General features: G+C 69.3%; 21 protein-coding genes. 8 read left to right on the top strand and 13 right to left on the bottom strand.

Translation table 11 applies throughout. From position 1 onward, the window contains the following. Positions 1 to 75: 75 nt before the first annotated feature. From C5E10_RS00620 to hemE, 9 genes are all read right to left on the bottom strand, one after another. A complete protein-coding gene (locus C5E10_RS00620) occupies positions 76 to 1008 on the bottom strand; it encodes a uroporphyrinogen-III synthase (protein ID WP_258070940.1) in 933 nt (310 codons plus the stop codon). 15 nt (positions 1009 to 1023) lie between these two features. Next, positions 1024 to 1947, bottom strand: coding sequence for a hydroxymethylbilane synthase (gene hemC / locus C5E10_RS00615; RefSeq protein WP_258070939.1), 924 nt, complete (start codon positions 1945 to 1947; stop codon positions 1024 to 1026). Continuing rightward, positions 1944 to 3137, bottom strand: a complete 1194-nt coding sequence (locus tag C5E10_RS00610) for a ferrochelatase (RefSeq protein ID WP_258070942.1) — start codon at positions 3135 to 3137, stop codon at positions 1944 to 1946. The genes hemC and C5E10_RS00610 overlap by 4 nt, the downstream gene beginning before the upstream one ends. Before the next feature lie 89 nt (positions 3138 to 3226). Continuing rightward, positions 3227 to 4039, bottom strand: a complete 813-nt coding sequence (hemQ, locus tag C5E10_RS00605) for a hydrogen peroxide-dependent heme synthase (RefSeq protein WP_104329972.1) — start codon at positions 4037 to 4039, stop codon at positions 3227 to 3229. A 60-nt stretch (positions 4040 to 4099) separates the two neighbouring features. Beyond that, a complete protein-coding gene (locus tag C5E10_RS00600; protein WP_104329971.1) occupies positions 4100 to 4396 on the bottom strand; it encodes a DUF3618 domain-containing protein in 297 nt (98 codons plus the stop codon). Beyond that, the gene (locus C5E10_RS00595; RefSeq protein WP_104244119.1) at positions 4389 to 4850 is read right to left on the bottom strand and encodes a phage holin family protein; all 462 of its coding nucleotides are present in this window, start codon (positions 4848 to 4850) and stop codon (positions 4389 to 4391) included. The genes C5E10_RS00600 and C5E10_RS00595 overlap by 8 nt, the downstream gene beginning before the upstream one ends. Before the next feature lie 30 nt (positions 4851 to 4880). Beyond that, positions 4881 to 5204 (bottom strand): hypothetical protein, encoded by a 324-nt coding sequence (locus tag C5E10_RS00590; RefSeq protein ID WP_104244117.1) that lies wholly within the window; start codon positions 5202 to 5204, stop codon positions 4881 to 4883. Between the two features lie 97 nt (positions 5205 to 5301). Further along, positions 5302 to 6771: an NAD(P)/FAD-dependent oxidoreductase gene (locus C5E10_RS00585; protein ID WP_146080105.1), complete on the bottom strand. Its 1470-nt coding sequence runs from the start codon at positions 6769 to 6771 to the stop codon at positions 5302 to 5304. Beyond that, positions 6768 to 7901 carry a uroporphyrinogen decarboxylase gene (hemE, locus tag C5E10_RS00580; RefSeq protein WP_258070938.1) on the bottom strand — a complete coding sequence of 378 codons (1134 nt, stop codon included), beginning with the start codon at positions 7899 to 7901 and terminating at the stop codon, positions 6768 to 6770. The genes C5E10_RS00585 and hemE overlap by 4 nt, the downstream gene beginning before the upstream one ends. A gap of 143 nt (positions 7902 to 8044) precedes the next feature. Between hemE and C5E10_RS00575 the strand changes: the two genes are divergently transcribed. Continuing rightward, the gene (locus C5E10_RS00575) at positions 8045 to 9397 is read left to right on the top strand and encodes a glutamyl-tRNA reductase (protein ID WP_104329969.1); all 1353 of its coding nucleotides are present in this window, start codon (positions 8045 to 8047) and stop codon (positions 9395 to 9397) included. Between the two features lie 276 nt (positions 9398 to 9673). Then, complete coding sequence (locus C5E10_RS00570; RefSeq protein WP_104329968.1) at positions 9674 to 10174, top strand: hypothetical protein; 501 nt, start codon at positions 9674 to 9676, stop codon at positions 10172 to 10174. A 94-nt stretch (positions 10175 to 10268) separates the two neighbouring features. Here the strand turns inward: C5E10_RS00570 and C5E10_RS00565 are convergent, their stop codons facing one another. After that, positions 10269 to 12281: a M13 family metallopeptidase gene (locus tag C5E10_RS00565; RefSeq protein WP_104329967.1), complete on the bottom strand. Its 2013-nt coding sequence runs from the start codon at positions 12279 to 12281 to the stop codon at positions 10269 to 10271. 141 nt (positions 12282 to 12422) lie between these two features. Here C5E10_RS00565 and C5E10_RS00560 point away from each other — a divergent pair, with 141 nt between their 5' ends. After that, on the top strand, positions 12423 to 13784 hold the full coding sequence (locus C5E10_RS00560; RefSeq protein WP_104329966.1) for an MATE family efflux transporter: 1362 nt from the start codon (positions 12423 to 12425) through the stop codon (positions 13782 to 13784). A 117-nt stretch (positions 13785 to 13901) separates the two neighbouring features. Further along, a complete protein-coding gene (locus C5E10_RS00555) occupies positions 13902 to 14534 on the top strand; it encodes a LysE family translocator (RefSeq protein ID WP_104329965.1) in 633 nt (210 codons plus the stop codon). A gap of 99 nt (positions 14535 to 14633) precedes the next feature. On the opposite strand, the gene C5E10_RS00550 is transcribed toward C5E10_RS00555, so the two are convergent. Then, the gene (locus C5E10_RS00550) at positions 14634 to 16310 is read right to left on the bottom strand and encodes an alkaline phosphatase (protein ID WP_219820299.1); all 1677 of its coding nucleotides are present in this window, start codon (positions 16308 to 16310) and stop codon (positions 14634 to 14636) included. A gap of 178 nt (positions 16311 to 16488) precedes the next feature. Here C5E10_RS00550 and nucS point away from each other — a divergent pair, with 178 nt between their 5' ends. The 4 genes from nucS to C5E10_RS00530 all read left to right on the top strand — a co-directional run bounded on the left by nucS (position 16489) and on the right by C5E10_RS00530 (position 19781). Beyond that, positions 16489 to 17184 (top strand): endonuclease NucS, encoded by a 696-nt coding sequence (gene nucS / locus C5E10_RS00545; protein WP_104244101.1) that lies wholly within the window; start codon positions 16489 to 16491, stop codon positions 17182 to 17184. Between the two features lie 69 nt (positions 17185 to 17253). Continuing rightward, a complete protein-coding gene (locus C5E10_RS00540) occupies positions 17254 to 18021 on the top strand; it encodes an HAD hydrolase-like protein (RefSeq protein WP_104329964.1) in 768 nt (255 codons plus the stop codon). Between the two features lie 51 nt (positions 18022 to 18072). Next, positions 18073 to 18555: a DUF3224 domain-containing protein gene (locus C5E10_RS00535; RefSeq protein WP_104329963.1), complete on the top strand. Its 483-nt coding sequence runs from the start codon at positions 18073 to 18075 to the stop codon at positions 18553 to 18555. 17 nt (positions 18556 to 18572) lie between these two features. Then, positions 18573 to 19781 (top strand): ATP-binding protein, encoded by a 1209-nt coding sequence (locus tag C5E10_RS00530; protein WP_219820298.1) that lies wholly within the window; start codon positions 18573 to 18575, stop codon positions 19779 to 19781. 43 nt (positions 19782 to 19824) lie between these two features. On the opposite strand, the gene C5E10_RS00525 is transcribed toward C5E10_RS00530, so the two are convergent. Together C5E10_RS00525 and C5E10_RS00520 are read right to left on the bottom strand one after the other, a co-directional pair. After that, positions 19825 to 20523 (bottom strand): GNAT family N-acetyltransferase, encoded by a 699-nt coding sequence (locus C5E10_RS00525; RefSeq protein WP_104329962.1) that lies wholly within the window; start codon positions 20521 to 20523, stop codon positions 19825 to 19827. 101 nt (positions 20524 to 20624) lie between these two features. Continuing rightward, the gene (locus C5E10_RS00520) at positions 20625 to 21089 is read right to left on the bottom strand and encodes a peroxiredoxin (RefSeq protein ID WP_219820297.1); all 465 of its coding nucleotides are present in this window, start codon (positions 21087 to 21089) and stop codon (positions 20625 to 20627) included. Positions 21090 to 21140 lie beyond the last annotated feature (51 nt).

The raw sequence follows: 21140 nt of genomic DNA, 5'->3' as shown, positions 1-21140 counted from the left end.
AGTTCTGCGCCGACGGTCGCGGACGCGGCCCGGCTTGTCGGCATGTGGGTCCGATCCGCCCAGCAGGCGGCGAACTCAGCGGTCATTGGGGGCTTGACCGCGTCCCTCGTCGAGGGCCGGGATGTCTTCCTTCGGCACCGGTCGACTGTCGTGCTCGGCCTGCAGCTCGCTCGCCTCGAACGCGCGAAGCGCCTTCAGATCGATGGCCTCGGTCACCGGCATGTCGCTGCCGCTCGCAAGCCACTCGAGGCCGTCGAGCAGCGATGCGACCGAGCGCTGCTTGGCGACGACGTCGACGCGAAGACCCAGCTGCCTGGCGTCCTTCGCGGTCCGCGGGCCGATCGCAGCGATGTAGATCTCATCTGGGATCGGCGAGAACTGCTTGTGCACCTGCTCCGCCACGGAGCCGCTCGTCACGAGGATCGCGCGGATCCGGCTGTTGCGGATGTCGTACTGGATGCTCTCCGCCGCCGGCACACCCACCGTGCGGTACGCGACGACCGAGTCGACGAGGTGCCCGCGCCTGGCGAGCCCTTCCGCGAGCGTCGGGCGAGCGACCTCCGAGCGCAGCCACAGCACCGAGATGGGCGGCTGGCGGCGAGCCGCCTCGGCCCACTCCAGGAGCAGCCCCTTGGCGGAGTTGTCGTGCGTGGGAACGAAGTCCACCCGGTACCCGGCCGTCGTCAGCGAGGCCGCGGTCGTCTCGCCGACCGCCGCGATGAGCGTGTGGTCCGGCACCTTCACGCCGAGCGAGTGCATGACATCGGCAGCCGTGGCGCTCGTCACCGCGATCCAGTTGTAGTGCCCGCTCTCGAGCAGGCGGATCTTGTCGCTCAGCACCCGGGAGTCGTCCTCGTTCGGGCTGGCGAAGTTGATGAGCGGGGCCGTGATGGGGAACGCCGAACGTGCGCGAACAGCCTCCGCGACGTCGCCACCCCAGACGCCTCCACGGGGTACGAGGATCTTCCAGCCCTTCAGCGGTGCATCCATCGTGGTTCCTCCGTTCACGTCCGGATCCTCCGTTCAGGCCATCAGCGCGACAGCACCCTGATCGAAGAGGTCCGTCGAGATGAGCGAGACCAGTTCTGCCTGGGCGGCATCGAACGCGCCGGGGTCGGAGACCTCCACGGCACGCCTGCTGGAGACCCGCGAAGATCCGTCTACTGCATACACGGTAGCCCACGCCTCGAGTTTTCCGTCGGTGTACCGGGCTGCAGCACCGACGGGAGCCGCGCATCCAGCTTCGAGCGTCGCGAGAATGCCGCGTTCGACGAGCACCGCCGCACGCGCTTCTCGGTCGTCGAGTTCGGCGACGCCTGCAGGTGCGTCATCGTCGCGAACCTCGATGGCGAGGCAGCCCTGACCGGGAGCGTTGGGGAAGTCGGCGAGGTCGAAGCGCTCGGTGATGGCATCCGCGAAGCCGAGCCGCTCGAGCCCGGCAGCGGCGAGGACGACGGCGTCGAGCTCGCCGTCGGTGACGAAGCGGAGACGACGCTCGACGTTGCCGCGGATATCGCGGATCTCGAGGTCGGGCCGCAGCGTCAGGAGCTGCGCCACGCGCCGAGGCGACCCGGTGCCGACCTTCGCGCCGTGCGGAAGCTCCGCGAGGGAGAGTCCGGAGGCTCCGCCCAGCGAGCAGAGCGCGTCACGCGCATCTTCCCGCACGGGGTAAGCGGCCACCGTGAGGCCGGGAGCCTTCGCGGTCGGCAGATCCTTGAGCGAATGCACGACGAGGTCGCACTCCCCCGCGAGCAGCGCATCCCGCAGCTCGCTCGCGAACACACCGGTGCCGCCGAGCGAGGACAGCGCGGCGCGCGTCACGTCACCATGGGTGGTCACTCGCACCAGCTCGGTCTGCTCGCCCGTGATGCGCTCGAGTTCCCGCGCCATCGTCGACGTCTGCGCGACAGCGAGCGCGCTGCCTCGCGTGCCGATCCGCAGGGTCACGGCAGCAGTCCGGAGACCGCCGGCTTGAAGCCCAGTCGCTTGTTCGCGCAGCACCCGGGGCGGCACACGTCGAACCACGGTCCGATCGAGGTCATCGCCGGGCGCTCTTCGACGGGGAGCGCGTCGCGACGCTCCAGCACGAGGTCGACGAGCCCCTCGACGTACTTCGCGTGGATGCCTGGCGTCGGAGTGCGTCGGAACGCGAGTCCCGCATCCGCTGCCGAGTCCTTCGCCTCGTTGTCGAGGTCCCAGAGGACCTCCATGTGGTCGGAGACGAAGCCGATCGGCACGACGACGACCGCCTTGGCGCCCTTCGACGGGAGCTCGGCGATGACGTCGTTGATATCGGGCTCGAGCCACGGCTGCGAGGGCGGTCCGGAGCGCGACTGGTAGACGAGCTGCCAGGAGAGCTGCTCCGGCACTCGGCCGGAGATGGTCGTGTCCTCCGCGAGTTCCTGCCGGGCCGCGAGGGCGACGACCTCCGCAACGGCGAGATGCTGGGCGGCATATGCGCCGCTCTCGCCGAAGCCCGCGCCGGGAGGGCCCGAGTTCGCGGCATCCGCCATCGGCACCGAGTGCGTCGTGAAGAGCACCTCGACCTCGGTGGCCAGCTCGAGCTCGGCGTCTTCCCGAGCGAGACTGAGCACGGCGTCGCGAACACCCTCGATGAAGGGGGCGACGAAGCCAGGGTGGTCGAAGAAGGCGCGCACCTTGTCGATCGTGAGCTGCCCGCCGAGTCCCGTGTCCTCGAGCGCGTCAGCGAAGTCCTCGCGGTACTGACGGCAGCTGGAGAAGGACGAGTAGGCACTCGTGGCGACCGCGATGAGCGTCGAGCAGCCAGCTTCGCGGGCGTCGAGGAGCACGTCGTTGAAGTACGGCTCGGAGTTGCGGTTGCCCCAGAACACGGGCAGGTCGATGCCGCGCCGCTCGAGCTCCCGCTCGATGGAGGCCTTGAGCTGCCGATTCTGCTCGTTGATGGGGCTCACGCCGCCGTAGTGCCGGTAGTGGTGGGCCACCTCCTCGAGCCGCTCGTCGGGGATGCCGCGGCCTGCCGTGACGTTGCGCAGGAACGGGATGACCTCGTCCTGTCCCTCCGGGCCGCCGAAGGAGGCGAGCAGGATGCCGTCGTACGCGACCGGCTCGCTCGTGTGCTCCGGGCCGAATTTGGCGGCGTCGGAGGCGGCGCTCACGGCCGCATTGACCTCCACGCGGGTGAAGGTCGCCGGGCCGGGCTTGCGGCCCTGCGGCTTCGAACCGGTCTGCTGCGCGGCGACGTCGGTCACTGCAGCACCTCGACGATCTCGGAGGTCTGCAGGAAGCGACCCGTGTAGAACGGCACCTCCTCGCGCACGTGGCGCCGAGCGTCGGTCTGTCGCAGGTCACGCATCATGTCGACCAGGTTGAGGAGGTCGTCGTCCTCGAGCGCGAGGAGCCACTCGTAGTCGCTGATACCGAAGGATGCGACGGTGTTGGTGAGCGTCGACGTGTACGCGGATCCGGCGCGGCCGTGCTCGGCGAGCATCTGACGACGCTCGTCCTCTGGCAGCAGGTACCACTCGTAGGAGCGCACGAACGGGTAGACGGTGACCCACTGGCGCGGCTCCTTGCCGAGCATGTAGGCCGGCATGTGGCGCGCGCTGAACTCGGCCGCGCGGTGCACTCCGACGATCTGCCAGGACGGCGTGAGCGGCGCGATGAGCTCGCTTCGGCGGATCTGGCGCAGGCCCCACTGCAGGCTCTCAGGCACTTCGCCGTGCAGCCAGACCATGAGCTCGCCATCATGGCGGAACCCGGAGACGTCGTAGAAGCCGCGAACCTTGACGCCGTTCTCGGCCAGCTCCGCGACGATGCCGTCGAGCTCGTCGACGGCCTTGATGGCGTCGCGCCCGGACAGGACGAGCTCGTTGAGCGTCTCTCGTCGGAAGACCGAGATCATCGTGTACTCGGTGAGCGTCGCGCCTCCCCCCTGCTCCTCAGCGCCCTGGTGGGCCTCTGGGGTGCCCTGCTGAGCAGCCGATGCGTGCTCTGCGGGGACTGCGGACGTTGCGTTGGGCTCGGCCGCGAAAGCCGGGACCTCATTCGAGTGGGTCATGGTCCTATTCTACGAAATGTCGAGGAGTGTTTGAGGTGCGGCGCACAGCCGACCGCGAGCTCAGCGAGAGCGGCGGTACAGGGCGACGGCGGCGGTCACGCCACCGGCCACGATGACCGCGGCACCAGTTGCGATGCCCGCGAGCAGGAGCGGGTTGTCTTCCTTCAGGCGCTGAATGCTGTGGCGCGTTGACTCGAGGAGCTCGCGGCCGCGGATGCGCGGGTCGACCTTCACCTCGATCGCGTCGAGCGTCGCCGCGAGCTCACGTCGGGTGCGCTCGATGTCGGCCTTCAGCTGGCCGTCGTTGCGCTTGTCTTCCTTCTTCGCGAGGGTCGCCTCGCCGTTCTGCTCACTCATACTGTCCGAGCCCCTTCACTGCGTTGACATCCTGCTTGACGCTGGCGATCGTGCGCTCCGGCGCGAGCTTGCCTGCGCGCTTCAACGCGAGGTAGCCGGCGAGGCCGAGCACGATGACCAACAGCAGGAACGCGCCTGCCACGATGAGCGCGGAGAGCCACGGCGCGAACACCGTGTTGAGTCCGAGGACGGCGGCGGTCACGAGCACAGCCCACAGCGTGAGTGCGAAGAACGCCGCGGCGGCGAACAGGCCGACGGCGATGCCGTACTTCGTGCCGGTCGAGATGAGCTCTCGCTTGCCCTGCTCGACCTCGTCGCGCACGAGCTTCGTGAGGAGCTTGGGGACGTCGGTCACGAGCGTACCGAGGCTCGACCGTGACTTCGGGTTGGCCCTCGTGCGGCCGATGCCGGGGAAGGGCCCGCGGATCGGCGTCTTTTCTGACGACTCAGACATGGGTGTGTCGCTCTCTGCTGGGAGTGCTGGTTAGGACGCGTCGCTGCTCGGGTTGCCGACGGTCCCGGAGGGAGCAGGCGGGTTCGACTTGCCGGACGAGCTCTTCTTGCCGTTGTCCTTGACCGCCTTCGTGACCTGGGCCGTCACGAGCTTCGCGCCACTGACGGCCGCGTCGGCGACCTTCGGAGCCAGCTTGCGGGAGAACTCGTCGACCTCAGCGCGCTTGGAGCGGACGAGCTTCGTGTCCCACACCGTCTGCGCGACGGAGGAGATCTGCTCGTAGCGCTTGCGCCCCGCGCGAGCACCAAGGACGTACCCGGCACCGAGGCCAAGCACAAACACGAACTTCTTCATGAAAACTCCTATCGTTCGCCGGTACGCCAGCGATCGGTCAATCGGGCGCGATCAAGCCACGGAGCAAGCCTAGCCCCGCGAGGCATCTCAACTCGCGCTAAGCCTGTGCGTCCTCGGGGAAGAGCTCATCCACGGCGCGCAGCACCCCTGGGATGACGCTCGCAAGCCCCGTTCCGTCGATCCAGGTGCCGGCGAGCGCGACCCCTGCCGTCCGACGCGCCTCGTCCCGCGCACCCCGGAGCTCTGCGGATCGCCCGATGCGCGCGGCCGGGGCCGGGATGCGCCAGACGTGCCTGGCCATCGCGATGACGTCCTCGCGCTCGATGGCCGTGCCGAGCAGGCGCCCGGCGTCTCCGCGCGCGAGCTCGATCGTCTCGTCGTCGCTGAGCGAATGCGTGAGCGGCTCGCTGCCCCCGCGAGCGTGTGGACCGTAGGAGAGCCGGAGCACGTGCATCCCGCCGGCTGCCGCCTCCTGCCAGGCCCATTTCGCGGTGACGTGAGTCAGGGCCTTCGCCCGGATGGTCGCGCTCGGGTCGCCGACGAGCACGCCAGTGCCTCGCGGGTGAGCGTCGAGTTGCGGGGCTCGCACGAGCAGCGCGACGACCTCGGCGGGGACTGCGGCAGCGCCGCCGATCGCAACCGCCTCGCAGGATGACCCCTCCGAGTCGTCACCGTGGGCGGAGACGGAGCGCGGCACGGCGATGGTCGACAGGATGCGCTTCGCGAAGAGCGGCTCAGCACCCTCGAGCTCGACGCGCCAGCTCTGCTCGATGGCGGAGCCGTCTTCGAGCACTGAGGCGACGCGAGTGAAGAACCGGACATCGACGCCGAGCTCGGCGAGGTCGTGCTCGAGCCGGGCCACGACGCGGTGCATCCCTCCCTCGACGGTGCGAACTGCGGCTCCGGGAGGCGCGCTCCTCCGGAGCGCCGCGACGGCGGCCGCCAGGGAGCCGTGCTCGTGGATGCGCTCGGCGAGACCAGGGATGAGCACCCGGTGGTCGAGCTCCGCCGGGTCGAGCGAGTACACACCCCGCGTGACCGGCGCGACGAGCCGGCCGAGCACGGTGGGCCCCATGCGCGCCAGCACCAGCGACTCGAGGTCGGAGGCGTCGGCGCCGATACCCGGGTCGAGCGTCCGGTCGCGTTCGAGCTCCGCGATGCCCTCGTCGCCGATCGCGGCGTGCACCGCGGCGCGGGAATCCGCATCACGCAGAGCCGCCTCCCCGGGTATGCCGAGCATTCCCCCGGCCGGCATCGGAGCAGCAGTAGCGTCGGTCACGACCCAGGAGCCCAGTGCCCTCGGCTCCACGATGTCGTCGTGCATCCCGAGCTCGTGCAGCAGGGCCGCGAACGAACCACCGCGCGTGGCGAACGCCTCCGCACCGATGTCGATCGGCAGCCCGCCCAGGTCTGCGCGGCAGATCATCCCGCCGAGCCGATCTCCCGCCTCGACGATCACCACGCTGGCACCACGGCCAGCGGCCCGTCTGGCGGCGAGCATCCCCGCGATGCCCCCGCCGACGACAACGAGGTCAGCCACCGACTGGCCGAGGGGCGATCGATTCACTCGACCCGACCGCCATCCGGCAGCGAGTGCGCGAACTCCACGAGGCCGGTCAGCACCGCTGGATCGGCGGACGGCGGAACGCCGTGGCCGAGGTTGAGGATGTGCGCGGGCGCCGAGTTCCCCCGGCGAACGACATCTCGCACGTGCTCCTGCAGCACCGCATCGCCCGCGCCGAGCACGGCAGGATCGACGTTGCCCTGCAACGGCACGCCGCCGCCGAGGCGACGCGACGCATCGTCGAGCGTGATGCGGTCATCGACGCCCATGACATCGGCCCCGATCGCGTGCATGTCCGGCAGCAGCTCGGCGGTGCCCACTCCAAAGTGGATCGTGCGGACTCGCTCGCCACCCGGCGTGCGCAGGGCCCGCACCCGATCGAGCGCCAGGCCGCTCGAGGCGGCGATCGACTTCTGGTAGCGATCGCGACTGAGCGAGCCAGCCCACGAGTCGAAGAGCTGCACGATGCTCGCCCCCGCGCGCACCTGCGCCTCCAGGAACGCGGCCGAGAGCTCGGCGATCGCGCCGGAGAGGTCGGCCCACGCCTCAGGGTCGGCCTGCATGAGCGTGCGCGTGCGGAGGTGATCCTTCGAGGGGCCGCCCTCGACGACGTACGCGGCGACCGTGAACGGCGCCCCGGCGAAGCCGATGAGCGGCGTGGAGCCGAGTTCCGCCACCGTCAGCGAGACGGCCTCGGTGATGGGAGCGAAGAGCTCCGGGCTGATGCGAGCCCTGATGCGCGCAGCGAACTCGTGTGCCTCCTGCGAGGAGCGAACCGGGTTGTCGAAGACCGGGCCGGTGCCTGGAACGATATCGACGGCCTCGCCGATGAGCTTGAGCGGAACCACGATGTCGCTGAAGAAGACCGCCGCGTCGACCCCGTGACGACGCACGGGCTGCAGCGTGATCTCCGCGGCGAGCTCCGGGCGCAGGCAGGAGTCGAGCATCTCGATGCCCTTGCGCAGCTCACGGTACTCGGGCAGCGAACGGCCAGCCTGTCGCATGAACCACACCGGCAGCGTCTCAGGCCGGTCCCCGCGTGCCGCGCGGATGAGCGGAGCATCGGCGGTGAGGCCGGAGGAGAGTGGATGCGAGTCGCTGAGCGGCAGGGGTGCAGGAGCTGTTTCGGTCACCCGCCCATTCTCCACCCGGCACCCGAGCGGGGCTGTACAGCGGGCATCCCACGACGAATTCCCGGCTGTGCCGGATCGCAAGAGGTTTAAGGGAAGGTATGGCTCAGAAGCGAAAACGCGGAGAACTTCTACAATAAGTAATCGTGTTGCTGTGTCTGAGTGCCAATCACCGCACCGCGAGCTTCCCAGTCCTTGAAAAGCTCGCGGCCCGCGAAGATGGCGGACTTGAGTCCGCGCTCCGCGACGCCCCAGGCGTCGACGGAGCCATTGTGCTCGCCACCTGCAACCGCTTCGAGATCTACCTCGACATCGACACGGCGCAGCCGGTCGCTCCCGAGCTCATGCCGACCATCGCGACGGCGCTCGACGTCTCCGTCGAGACCCTCCGCGCCAACATGGCCGTCATCCACGACACCCAGGTGCCCGAGTACCTCTTCGCCGTCTCGAGCGGCCTCGAATCCGTGGTCGTCGGCGAGGGCGAGATCTCCGGTCAGGTGCGCCGCGCACTCGAGGAATCACGCGCGGCCGGCATGTCGACGTCGCAGCTCGAGCGGCTCTTCCAGTCTGCGTCCACCACATCGCGTGGCATCAAGTCGGGCACGAAGCTCCAGAGCGCGGGCCGCTCCCTCGTGCGCCTCTCGCTCGAGCTCGCGGCGTCCCAGATCGCCGACTGGAGCACCGCGCAGGTCGTGCTCGTCGGCACCGGCTCGTACGCGGCAGCCTCGCTCAAGGCCCTGCAGGACCGCGGCGTCACCCGCGTCGGCGTGTACTCCCCCTCGGGTCGCGCCCACAAGTTCGCCGAACGCGATGGCGTCTTCGTCATCGACGGCCAGAACCTGCCGGAGCACCTCTCGAACGCCGACCTCGTCGTCACCTGCTCGAGCGCCGACACGGTGGTCATCGACTACGACCTCATGCTCGGAGCACGACTCGCGCCCGGATGCGCCGAGGCCACGCTCATCATCGACCTCGGCATGCCGCGCAACGTCGACCCGGCCGTGGGCCGCCTCGACGGCATCTCGGTGCTCGACCTCGAGACCATCCGCATCCACGCTCCTCTCGAGGAGCTCGGGGCCGCCGATGAGGCTCGCTGCATCGTGTCCCGCGCAGCCAGCGAGTTCGTCGAGCAGCAGGCCGAGACGAGTGTCGCGGAGGGCATCGCAGCGCTTCGCTCGCACATCACCGACATCGCGCGCGCGGAGACCGAGCGCGTCGCGAACAAGGACGAATCGGGCGTCGCCGAGGCTGCTCTGCGTCGCCTCGCGAACACGCTCCTGCACAGCCCGTCGGTGCGCGCGAAGGAACTCGCCCGCGCTGGTCGCGGCGACGAGTACCTCGACGCGATCGAGCTGCTCTTCGGCATCACCGTCGAGCGCGAGACTCCTGCGACGAAGCTGGCGACCCCGGCGGCGGATTCCGTCACGCCGACCGCCCTTCCCCGCATCGCGCAGGTGGAAGACGACGGGGCGCTCGAGTGCCCCGTGCACACCTCCTAGCAGCACCAACGCCAACGCCAACGGCTCGGCTCCTCGGGCTGGAAACCTTCCTCTTCTGTGGGAAGTTCTGCAGAACGAAGCGACTTCTCCACCCCGAGACGGCGTGGTCGATCGACGTCGAATGCGCGGCAACGCGGTCAGGCTCACCCGATTCCTCGAGCTCACGGGGCAGAATCGTTGCGCGCCGGCGATCTCGGGAACCGCGCCTTCTCGCCTCGAGCTGAGCATCCTGAGACGACCACCGAGTGCACGCTCCGTCGATGGGAACCCCTCCGAATGCTCCGCGAACACCGCTCCAAGCTGCTTGCCGGCGCCGCTACCGTGACCGCGCTCCTCGCGCTGAGCGGATGCTCGGGTTCCGAGCAGACGAACGACGCCGCACCCGAAGAGGGCATGCAGCCGCCTGGCACGTCGATCGCGGATGCCCTCAGCGAGAACGAGATGGGCGCCACCCTCGATTTCGGCGCCCTCCTGCCGAGCGGCGCGACCGGTGCCGTCATCGCCTGTCCAGGCGACACGGTCGAGTCGCTTGCTGAGAGCACTGGCATCGACGCGGGGAACTACGAGCTCGCGGATGGAACCCTGCCGGTCGCGGATGGCTCGTTCGCCCTGCTCTTCGGCGACGCGGAAGACAGGATCACGACGTCGACCGTGTACACGGGGGAAGGCGTCGACCTGTGCTCCGGAGACGCGGTCGCCTCGACGTACCTGGGTTCTGGCGCCCGCATCATGTTGACGGGGTCAAGCGGGGCCTGGGCGCCGATCGGCGTCGAGTAGCGGCCAAGCGAAGACGCGGGACGAGACGGCGACGCCTCCCGGAGCGATCTGTCGTCCCGGGAGGCGTCGAGGTGAGGTCTGGCTCAGCGCTCGGCTACCAGATCGTGACCCGGGCCTCGGGGGCAAGCCAGAGGTCGTCGCTCTCGGTGACGTCGAAGGCGTCGTAGAAGGCGTCGACGTTGCGGACGATCTGGTTGCACCGGAACTCGGCTGGCGAGTGCGGGTCGACCGCCAGGAGCAGCTTCGCGTACTCGGGACGCGCCTTCTGCTGCCACGCCTGCGCCCAGCTGAGGAAGAACCGCTGCGCCGCGGTGAGCCCGTCGATGACGTTCTCATCGTCTGCGTCGAAGCCGGCGTCTGCACGGTAGGCGCGGTACGCCTTCCAGGCGATGCCGAGTCCGCCGAGGTCGCCGATGTTCTCTCCGATGGTGAGCTCGCCGTTGACCTTCTGGCCCTCGGTGCCCTCAGGTGAGAGTTCGTTGTACTGGTCGATGAGCGCACGAGTGCGCTGCTCGAAGGCCGTGCGGTCGGCCGCGGTCCACCAGTCCTCGAGGCGCCCGTCTCCGTCGTACTTGGACCCCTGGTCGTCGAAGCCGTGCCCGATCTCGTGGCCGATGACGGCACCGATGGCGCCGAAGTTCGCGGCGGGGTCGCGGTGCTCGTCGAAGAACGGCAGCTGGAGGATCGCGGCTGGGAAGACGATCTCGTTCTCGCCTGGCGAGTAATAGGCGTTGACGGTCTGCGGCGGCATCATCCACTCGTCGCGTCGCACGGGCGTGCCGAGCTTGGCGAATTCGTAGGCCGCCTCGTAGACGGAGGCCCGGCGCGAGTTGCCGACCACGTCGTCGTCCCTGATCTCCAGGTCGGAGTAGTCGCGCCAGCGGTCGGGGTACCCGATCTTGGTGACGAACTTCTCGAGCTTGTCGAGGGCTCGCTCACGGGTCTCCGGGCTCATCCACTCGAGCTCGGCGATGGATGCGCGGTAGGCGCCGGTGAGGTAGCCGACGAGCTCGAGCATCTTGGCCTTCGCGGTCGGCGAGAAGTGCCGCTCGACGTAGGCCTTGCCGATGGCCTCGGGGAGCTTGCCCTCAGCGTGGCCCGTGCCCCGCTTCCAGCGCTCGCGCTGCTCCGGCGTGCCCTGGAGGGTCTTGCCGTAGAAGTCGAAGTTGGCTGCGGAGACCGACGGGGCGAGGATGCCCGAGTACTGCGAGACGATGCCCCAGACGAGCCAGTCCTGCCAGGCCTGGAGCCGCTCCTGCGTGAGGAGGCCGGCTGCACCCTCGAAGAAGTCGGGCTGACGGACGATCACGCGGTCGAGCGCGCCGGCCGGTGCACCCCAGCGTGCGGTCCAGCCCGCGAAGTCGACGTTCGCGTAGGCCGCGCTGAGTTCCGCGAAGGTGCGCGGGTTGTACGCGAGCTCCGCCTCGCGCGACTTCACGACGTCCCAGTGGAGCTTGGCGATCTCGGTCTCGAGGGCGAAGACGCGCTCGGCCCGAGCCTCTGCATCTGGCAGGCCCGCGAGGCCGAGCATGCGTGCGATGTGCGCCGTGTACTGCTCGCGGATCTCGGCGTACTGCTCCTCGCGGTAGTAGCTCTCGTCCGGCAGGCCAAGGCCGGACTGCTCGAAGTAGAGGGCGTACTCGGCGGGCGACTTGAGGTCGGGGTAGACGTAGGCCGAGACGAACGAGCCGAGGCCGGTGCGCTCGAGGTCGCCGAGCACATGGAGGAACTCGTCGATCGTCGATGCGGCGAGTGCGCGGTCGATGTCGGGGCGGACCGGGTCGAAGCCGAGTGCCTCGAGCTTCTCCTCGTCCATGAACGCCGCGTAGGCGTCTGCCGCCTTGCGCAGCTCCGAACCGGGCTCCGCGTCCGTGCCGCTCTTCAGGATGTCGAGGACCGCCTTCTCGGCGTCTTCGCGCAACTGGATGAAGCTGCCGTAGGCGGGCAGGTACGCGGGCACCGCCGTGGCAGCGATCCACTTGCCGTTGGTGTGCCTGAACAGGTCGTCTGCGGGTCGGACCGAGGCGTCGAGCGCCTCCAGGTCGATGCCCGAGGGGAGCTGCTCGGTTGCGGGAGCGGTGGAGGCGAGGTCGTCCGTCTGTGACATGTCCCTCAGGCTAGAACACGCCACCGACACAGGCGCTGAGATCACCTCAGGGCGAACACTCGAGGTGACGCGGGTCACCCACCGTGCACCTGCCCGCGTCTGGGCAACGGGCTTCGCGCTGACTCCTGGGAGGATGGATCCGTGCGCGCATCTCAGAACTCCCAACCCGCTGGACGCACCGATGCACGCACACTCGACCGCAGCATCCTGACGCTCGCGGTTCCGGCGTTCGGGGCGCTCGTCGCCGAGCCGCTGTTCCTGCTCACCGACACGGCGCTCGTCGGCCACCTGGGCGATACGGCGCTCGCTGGCCTCGGGGTCGCGGCGACGATCCTGCACACGATCGTCGGCATCATGGTGTTCCTGGCCTACACGACGACCCCGGTCGTGGCGCGGCTGCTCGGCTCCGGCAACCGACCAGGTGCCATCCGCGCCGGCATCGAGGGCATGTGGCTGGCGGCCTTCTGCGGGCTCGTGCTCCTCATCGTCGGCCTCCCCCTGAGCGCCCCGCTCGTCGGCGTCTTCACGAGCGACCCCGGCGCCATCGAGGCCGCGAACACGTACCTCTCGTTGAGCCTGTGGGGGCTCCCCGCCATGCTGCTCGTCATCGCCGCCATGGGCCTCCTGCGCGGACTGCAGAACACCAAGGTGCCGCTGGTCGTCGCCATCGCGGGCTTCGCCGTCAACGGGGCGCTGAACGCGGTCTTCATCTACGGCTTCGGCTGGGGCATCGCGGGGTCTGCCCTCGGCACCGTCATCGCGCAGTGGGGCATGGCCATCGTCTACATCGTCATCGCGGTCCGGGCGGGCCGCGAGCTCGGCGTCTCGCTGCGGCCGGGTATCGGCAACCCTCGGACGGTGTTCTCGGCGAACGCGTTCATGGTGCTGCGCACCCTCACGCTGCGCGCTTCCCTCGTCGTGCTGGTCTGGGCGGCCGGGCAGCAGGGGGTCGCAGAGCTCGCCTCCCTGCAGATCCTCCTCTCGGTCAACAGCCTCATCGCCTTCACCCTGGATGCGCTCGCCATCGCGGGCCAGGCGATGGTCGGGCACGCCCTCGGTGCCGGTGACACGAAGCGGGTCACGGCGATCTCCCGCCGCCTCAAGCAGTGGGGGTTCTGGTTCGGCGTGATCCTCGCGGTCGTGTTCGCGGCCCTCGCGTGGGTTCTCGGGTACGTCTTCACGAGCGACACCGCCGTGCTCTCCCTCTTGCCCATCGGGTTCCTCATCCTCGCTGCCGGAACTCCGATCGCGGGGTTCGTCTACGTGCTCGACGGCATCCTCATCGGCGCGGGTGACGTTCGCTACCTGGCGCTGGCGGGCATCCCGCCCCTGCTCGTGCTGGTGGTCGGCGTGACGGTCGTGCTGCAGCTCGGGATGCAGGGTGCGGCTGGTCTCGGAGTGCTGTGGGCGTCGTTCGCCGTTGGCACGATGGGCGCTCGAGCGCTCGTGCTGGGTGCCAGGGAGCGCGGCACGAAGTGGCTGGTCCCGGGCGCCGCGAGGTAGCGCAAGCGCGTCGGGTGAGCCGCCGTCAGGTTCGACTCCCGCTCGACTCCCGCTCGACTCCCGCTCGACGCCAGCGACTTCCTCGCGCACGGGCCTCCCGAGGGGTACGTTCTCGTCATGGTCCCAATCGACAGCCTGCTCGCCTTCGCCATCGCGTCGGTGCTGCTCATCCTCATTCCGGGGCCGAGCGTGCTCTTCGTGATCGGCAGGTCGATCGCGCTCGGCCGTCGGGCCGGCGTGCTGAGCGTCGTCGGCAACGCGATCGGGATGATCCCGGCGGTCCTCGCGGTGGCGCTCGGGGTCGGGGCTCTCGTCGCCTCGTCGGTCGTGGCGTTCACGATCATCAAGATCGTCGGCGCGATCTACCTCGTCTGGCTCGGCGTGCAGGCGATCCGCACGAGGAACGCCCACCTCGAGGCCGCACCGCCCGTTCCCGCGAGCGCCTTCAAGCTGCTCACGCAGGGCTTCATCGTCGGCAGTACGAACCCGAAGACGATCGCGTTCTTCGTGGCCGTGCTCCCCCAGTTCGTATCGCCAGCGGCAGGGCCGGCCTGGCTCCAGCTCATGGAGCTCGGCGTCTGCTTCCTTCTGCTGGCGCTCGTCTTCGACGGCGCGTGGGCGCTCTTCGCCGGTACGGCACGGGCCTGGTTCGCTCGTTCCCCCAGGCGCATCTCCGGCATGTCAGCCACGGGTGGAGCCATGATGATCGGACTCGGCGGCGCGCTCGCCTTCACCGGCGCGAAGTCCTAGCGACGCGGTCAGGCTGGCCGGTCCCGTGCGTCCGGGACCGGCCAGCCATACGCTTCGCGCGCGAGCTGCGCGCTCGTGGCGACTCCTCGCTGCTGGGAGCTACTCGCGCTCGGTCGCAGCGCGTCGACGGGCGACGAGTGCAACGGTGATGCCCGCGGCGAGGAGCAGACCAGCACCGATCACGATGGGCGCGGCGCCCTCTGCGCCGGTCGTGGCCAGCGAGTCCCCGCCCTGGCCGGTCGTCGAGGTGCTCGTGGGTGCTGGGGCCGCAGTGGCCGGAGCGGTGGCGGATGCCGTCGTGGACGCGGTCGGCTCGGTCGTCGCCGTCGGCTCGGTGGTCGCGGTCGCCGTCGGCTCTGTGGTCGCGGTCGGCTCGCTCGTCGCGGTCGGCTCGGTCGTCGCGGTCGGAGCCGGCGGAGCGACCTCGACCCACGCGGACGTCAGCAGCCACTGCGCCATCTCGGTGTTGTCGAGGTAGTGGCCGCGCAGCGGGTCCCGCTGATCGGCGAGCGCCGTGAGCTGCGCGGCACCTGCACCCTTGTAGAAGAAGGGCACGAGCTGGTTGGTGTGGTTCGTGGAGTTCCACGAGTGGGTGGCGTAGTCGAGGTGGTTCTCGACCGTCATGGGCGTGAACTGGCCTTCGACCGGGCCAGAGAGGTATCCGGTCTCGTGGTCGGCGGTGACGACGACAAGCGTCTCGTCCCAGCTCGACTCGGTCTCGACCCAGTCGATGACCGAATCCACGGCGTCGTTGAAGTCGAGGGTCTCCTCGAGCGCTCGGTCGGTCTGGTTGGCGTGCCCGGTCCAGTCGATCGCGCCGCCCTCGACCATGAGGAACATGCCACTGTCGTTGTTGTCGAGCACGTTGAGGGCGCCCTCGGTGAGCGTCGCGAGACCCGGCACGTCGTTCTTCGCGCCGCTGTCCGTGCGGCCCTGCTGCAGCGTCGAGCAGACCTGGGCGACCCCGAAGACCTGCTCGGGGGTGTCGCCCTCGGTGAGCGCCGCGAAGTCCTCGTTCGTCTCCAGGAAGGCATATTCAGTCGCCCCGCTTGACGCCGCCTCCCACTCCGCTTGGCCGACGTACTGGTAGTTCGGTGCGGCCAACGGCTGGTTGTCGTCGTCGTAGAACGGGTGGCCCGCGCCGATCACGACATCCATCTCGCCCGAGAGCTGCTGGGCGGCGATGCCGTGGTAGTCGTTGCGCGACACGTTGTGTGCCGAGTAGGCAGCGGGTGTGGCGTGCGAGAACGGCACGCTCGTGACGACGCCCGTCGACTTGCCGAGCGAGTTCGCACGCTCCGAGAGGTTCTCGACGACGTTCTCGTCGACGTCCACTCCGATGCCCGCGTTGTAGGTCTTGACGCCTGTCGCCATGGCGGTGCCTGCCGCAGCGGAGTCGGTCGGGTCGTTCTTGTTCCACTCGAAGTCGGTCCAGGACTCGGCTGGGTCGTACGCGGGGCCCTCAGCCCAGTGCGTGGACATGCCGGCGAGGTCCCAGCTCTGGAAGCCCTCCGTCGGCCGGTCGTTGTTGCTGCCAGCGGGGATGACCTTCTTGTCCCCACCCGTGGTGACCTGGTAGTAGGTCTCGCCGCTGGTGTGGGCGTTCGCGAGGTCGACGAAGTTGTAGCCCATGCCGTCGCCGATGAGCACGATGACGTTCTTCGGGCCGGTCTCGTCGGCGACGGCCGGCGTCGCGGCGAACGCGGTGCCTGCGATGGCGAGCGCGGTGAGCGCGACTGCGCCTCCGGCGAGTGGTCTGCGGATGATGCTGGGCATCTGGTTCCTTCCGGTGCGTCTTCGGGGTACCTCGGCGACGCTATGAGAACCATTCGCATGTCCGGCGAAGCCGCAGTTTCCCCCGGGTAGCGCCCCGGTGAATTTCGGGTGACCTCCTCGCGGGCCGACACCGGCGCGCACGACCACCCGGTGCATCGGGAGCGATTACCCTCGTCAGGTGCGTCTTGTCATTGCGAACTGCAGCGTCGATTACATCGGCCGTCTCACCGCCCACCTCCCCATGGCCCCACGGGTGCTCATGCGCAAGGCCGACGGCAGCCTCCTGGTGCACTCGGACGGCGGCAGCTACAAGCCGCTGAACTGGATGAGCGCACCCTGCTCCATCGTCGAGGAGGAACCGGACGCGACCCAGCTGGAAGCCGGCATCACCGCGCTGTGGCGGGTCACGCAGACGAAGACCGGCGACCAGCTGCTCGTCACGATCGGCGAGGTCTTCGGCGACCACTCCCACGAGCTCGGCAAGGACCCCGGCCTCGAGAAGGACGGCGTCGAGGCGCACCTCCAGAAGCTGCTCGCCGACCAGATCGACCTGCTCGGCGAGGGGCATGCGCTCGTGCGCCGGGAGTACATGACCGCCATCGGGCCGGTCGACATCCTCGCGCGCGACGAGAGCGGCGCTTCCGTTGCCGTGGAGATCAAGCGTCGTGGAGGCATCGACGGCGTCGAGCAGCTGACGCGCTACCTCGAGCTCATGAACCGCGACCCGCTGCTCGCTCCCGTCTCGGGGGTGTTCGCCGCGCAGGAGATCGCCCCGCAGGCACGCACGCTCGCCGAGGACCGCGGCATCCGCTGCGTCATCCTCGACTACGACGAGATGCGCGGCGTCGACCCGCGCCACATGCGCCTCTTCTAGCGGCGCGCCCCAACCGTTCAGCGGGCTGTCGCCTGCCGCTCGGCCAGCCCTCACTACACTGGCTCGGACATGACGCACACAAGCTCTCCAGAAACGGAAGGCCGGGTCCCCACCGACCCGCAGCCGACACCGGCCGTCCAGCCTGCTGCCACCACGACGACTCGCAGGGTCGACCTCGAGCGCGGTACCGGCATCGCCCCGTACACGGCCGTGCTCTGGGACCTGGACGGGACGATCAGCGACTCGGCACCGGGCATCCTGAACAGCCTGCGCACCGTCCTCTCGAGCTACGGGCTGCCGATCCCGAGCGACGGCGAGCTGCTCAAGCACGTCGGCCCGCCGATCCACGAGACGTTCGCCGCCTACGGGCTCGACCCCATCGAGGCGACCGAACGCTATCGCGCGATCTACCGCGCCTCCGAGTCGTTCATCGGCGACGCGTACCCAGGGGTGCTGCAGGTCATCCGCGACGTGCACGCCGCGGGCATCCCGCAATCGACGGCGACGAGCAAGCCGGAGAGCTCGGCGAGGGTCATCCTCGAGAGCTACGGGGTCGAAGACAGCTTCCTCACCATCACGGGAGCCTCCGACGACGAGGTGCGCTCGGCCAAGGCCGACGTCATCGAGGAGGCGCTTCGTCGACTCGACGTCGCGGGCGTCGACCTCGGCAACGTACTGATGATCGGCGACCGGTTCTACGACGTCGAGGGGGCCGCCGAGCACGGCGTGCCCGCGGTGTACGTGTCCTGGGGCTACGGCCGCCTCGGCGAGGAGGCGGGCTCCGTCGCGGTCGCCGATTCGGCGGAACGACTCCGGGGCCTCCTCTCGCTCGACTGACCACGCCGGAGTTCCCGTCGCTTTGTCGGTGCGCCGTCGTATCCTCATGGCATGCGCGCAGAGAGCTCTTTCACCATCGAAGCCTGGGACGCCAACGGCAGGGCCGTCGGCATCGAGACCGCCGCACCGCTTGGCGGTGCATTCATCGTCCGTGCCATTTCAGGCGGTGACATCGAGGGGCGCAGCGAGGTGCTCTTCGCTGGTGCCTTCAACGAGAAGCACGGTTCGGGCACGTACGTCGCGATCGACGCCTTCGAGGGCTCGATCGCGGGCAGGACGGGCACGCTCGCGTTCTGGCACGCGAACACGGTCGCGAGGGGCCGTCCTGCTGCTGGCGGCGGCGTGCTGCATGTCGTCCCCGACTCGGGCACCGGAGAACTGACGGGTGCGAGCGGCACGGGGGAGATCATCGCCCGTGGCGACGACCACACGCTTGTCCTGCAGATCGAGTTCGACGACGCCGACGACGTGGAAATCGACGGCGAGGTGCTCGCGGGCGAGGTAGAGGCGGGCTCGTCGAAGAGCGAGGCCTGACCGGAAGCCGGTCACCCGTGCCCACGAAGACGGGAGCCGCATCCACGCGGCCGAACCCCTTCACGCCCTCGTTCGGCGTGACGCCACCGCTGCTCGTCGGCCGGTCGGCGATGCTGGCGTCGTTCGAAGCGGCGATCGACGGCACGCCGGGCGAGGTGGGGAGGGCGACCCTCGTCACCGGACTGCGCGGCGTCGGCAAGACCGTCATGCTCAACGCGCTGGAGGACATCGCCGTCACACGCGGCTGGCTCGTGATCTCGGAGACGGCCACGAAGGGGCTGGCCGAGCGGATGACCACCGAAGCGCTCCCCAAGCTCCTGGCCGAGCACGACCCGAGGGCCAGCAAGCGGCGCATTACGGGAGTCACCCTGCCGATGGGCACCGGAGGGTTCGTGTCGACGGTCGAGGAGCGCTACCGACCCGTCGCCAACCTGCGGTCTCAGCTGACGGAGCTCACGCGTCTGCTCGCCCCGAACGGCACGGGGGTCCTCATCACCGTCGACGAGATCCACCGCGGTGCGATCGACGACCTCCGCGAGATCACGACGGTTGTGCAGCACGCATTCCGCGAGGGGCTCGACGTCGCGTTCGTCGGCGCCGGCCTCAAGCCGAACATCAACGAGCTGCGCAGCGACCGCATGCTGACGTTCCTGCGCCGCGCGCACGTGCAGGAACTCGGGCAGCTCGACTACGAGGCGTCAGCGAGGGCTCTCCGGGAGCCCATCGCGGAGGGTGGGCGCAGCATCGACGACGACGCCCTCGACTACGCGGTACGGGGCACGCAGGGGTACCCGTTCCTCGTGCAGTTCATCGGCTCGAAATCGTGGCAGGAGGCCGGCCCCGCCGAGCGCATCCAGCTCGCGCACGCCCGCCGGGCCGTTCGGCTCGCGAGGCAGGCCATGGGCCAGTACATCTACGAACCCACCCTCGCTGCACTGTCCATCGGCGACCGGACCTACCTGGCCGCGATGGCGAGCGACGACGGGCCATCGCGCTCGAGCGATATCCGGTTGCGGATGCGCGCGAAGGCCGGCTACGTGGGCGTGTACCGCCAGCGACTCATCAACGCCGGCATCATCGAGCCCGCGGGCTACGGCAGCGTGCAGTTCACGACGCCGTACCTGCGTGAGTATCTGCGAGAGCACGTCGTGAGCGAGGCCATCGCGCTCCCGCAGGGGCGGGCCTTCCCGCCGCCTCCCGAGGAGGACGAAGACCTCGATGACTGAGCCCCGGGCCCAGTCGTGAGGGGCCGGGTCGGCCTCGACGGACTCAGGGAACGCGCACGCCGGTGAACGGCGTGGCCCGACGCAGCTCGAAGCCCAGCTTCTCGTACGCGGCGATGGCGCCCGTGTTGGCGGCCGCAGCGTGCATGAGTGCACGATCGCCGCGTTCCTGGATGTGGAAGGCGACGTCGAGCACAAGACGTGATGCGAGTCCCTGTCGGCGGTAGTCGGCGTCGGTCGCGACCGCGCTGATCTCCGTCCAACCCGCAGGGTGGAGTCGCTCCCCGGCCATGGCGATGAGCTTTCCTTCGCGGCGGATGCCGACGTAGCGCCCGAGGACGTACGTTCGCGGCAGGAACGGGCCGGGCTGGTTGCGTTCCACGAGCGCCAGCATCTCAGGTGCGTCGTCTGCCCCGAGCTCGACGATCTCCTCGTCCGGTCTCGTCTGCAGGCGCGGCGTCTCGACCAGCTGCACCCCTTCGCCGCGCCAGGTCTGTGCCCAGTCGGCCGGAACCTCGGGGTCTGCGTGCGAGATCGCGAGCTCTGCCCCGGAGCCGAGGAGCTCGGCGATCGCGTCCCAGACGCCGGGCTCCTCCCAGGAGCGGACGCCCACGAACGGCGACACGTCGGCCGGATAGCGCTTGACGAGGTCGCCGCCGACCGCGAGGTGCGCGTGGGCACCCGTCAGCGAGTTCCAGGCGGGGTTGTCGAGCACGGAGGTGGAGGCGATGGTGGTGTCGGTCATGGGGTCCTCGAGACGGTGGATGTGTCTCCGATTCTCACGCACACCGCGCGATGCTCTTGACGTCGTGACCGACGGTTACGACCCGTTGCCTCCCGCTCGGCTCAGATGCCGAGCTTCGCGCGCAGCTCCTCCACGTGGCCGTCCGGGTCGATGTCGTAGGCGACCCAGGAGAGCTTCCCGGTCGCATCCACGATGAAGGTCGACCTGATGACTCCCGTTCCCGCGATTCCCGCGACGGGACGCTCGCCCCACGCGCCCCATTCCATGGCCGTCGCCCCTGAGTCGCTGAGGAGCGAGTACGGCACCTGCTGCTCCTCGCCGAAGATGGCGAGTTCTCTCGGCTGGTCGAGCGAGATGCCGAGCACGGTGACTCCAGCGTCGCTGAGTGCCGCGTAGTTGTCGCGGAAGTCGCACGCCTGCTGCGTACACTTGCGCGTGCCGGCCTTCGGGTAGAAGTAGACGACGACTGGCGAGCCGACGAGGTCGCTGAGGCGGATGATCTCGCCGTGCTGGTCGGTGAGCGCGAAATCGGGGGCGCTGTCGCCAACGCTGAGAGTGGTGACCAAGATTGCTCCTCGCTCGGGAATCAGACCTGCCCGACTCTAGCGAGCGCGCAT

The organism is Pseudoclavibacter sp. RFBG4, assembly GCF_002931515.1.
Taxonomy (GTDB): Bacteria; Actinomycetota; Actinomycetes; order Actinomycetales; family Microbacteriaceae; genus Pseudoclavibacter.
The sequence above is the reverse complement of the archived record's forward strand: the minus strand, read 5'-3'. Positions and strand labels throughout refer to the sequence as shown.

Bases quoted from the DNA above. Each gene is read 5' to 3' on its own strand.
- C5E10_RS00550 (WP_219820299.1), bottom strand. From the start codon at position 16,310: ATGCCCAGCATCATCCGCAGACCACTCGCCGGAGGCGCAGTCGCGCTC.
- C5E10_RS00555 (WP_104329965.1), top strand. From the start codon at position 13,902: ATGGTCCCAATCGACAGCCTGCTCGCCTTCGCCATCGCGTCGGTGCTG.
- C5E10_RS00525 (WP_104329962.1), bottom strand. From the start codon at position 20,523: ATGACCGACACCACCATCGCCTCCACCTCCGTGCTCGACAACCCCGCC.
- C5E10_RS00595 (WP_104244119.1), bottom strand. From the start codon at position 4,850: ATGTCTGAGTCGTCAGAAAAGACGCCGATCCGCGGGCCCTTCCCCGGC.
- C5E10_RS00535 (WP_104329963.1), top strand. From the start codon at position 18,073: ATGCGCGCAGAGAGCTCTTTCACCATCGAAGCCTGGGACGCCAACGGC.
- C5E10_RS00570 (WP_104329968.1), top strand. From the start codon at position 9,674: ATGCTCCGCGAACACCGCTCCAAGCTGCTTGCCGGCGCCGCTACCGTG.
- C5E10_RS00590 (WP_104244117.1), bottom strand. From the start codon at position 5,204: ATGAAGAAGTTCGTGTTTGTGCTTGGCCTCGGTGCCGGGTACGTCCTT.
- C5E10_RS00565 (WP_104329967.1), bottom strand. From the start codon at position 12,281: ATGTCACAGACGGACGACCTCGCCTCCACCGCTCCCGCAACCGAGCAG.
- hemQ (WP_104329972.1), bottom strand. From the start codon at position 4,039: ATGACCCACTCGAATGAGGTCCCGGCTTTCGCGGCCGAGCCCAACGCA.
- C5E10_RS00540 (WP_104329964.1), top strand. From the start codon at position 17,254: ATGACGCACACAAGCTCTCCAGAAACGGAAGGCCGGGTCCCCACCGAC.
- C5E10_RS00600 (WP_104329971.1), bottom strand. From the start codon at position 4,396: ATGAGTGAGCAGAACGGCGAGGCGACCCTCGCGAAGAAGGAAGACAAG.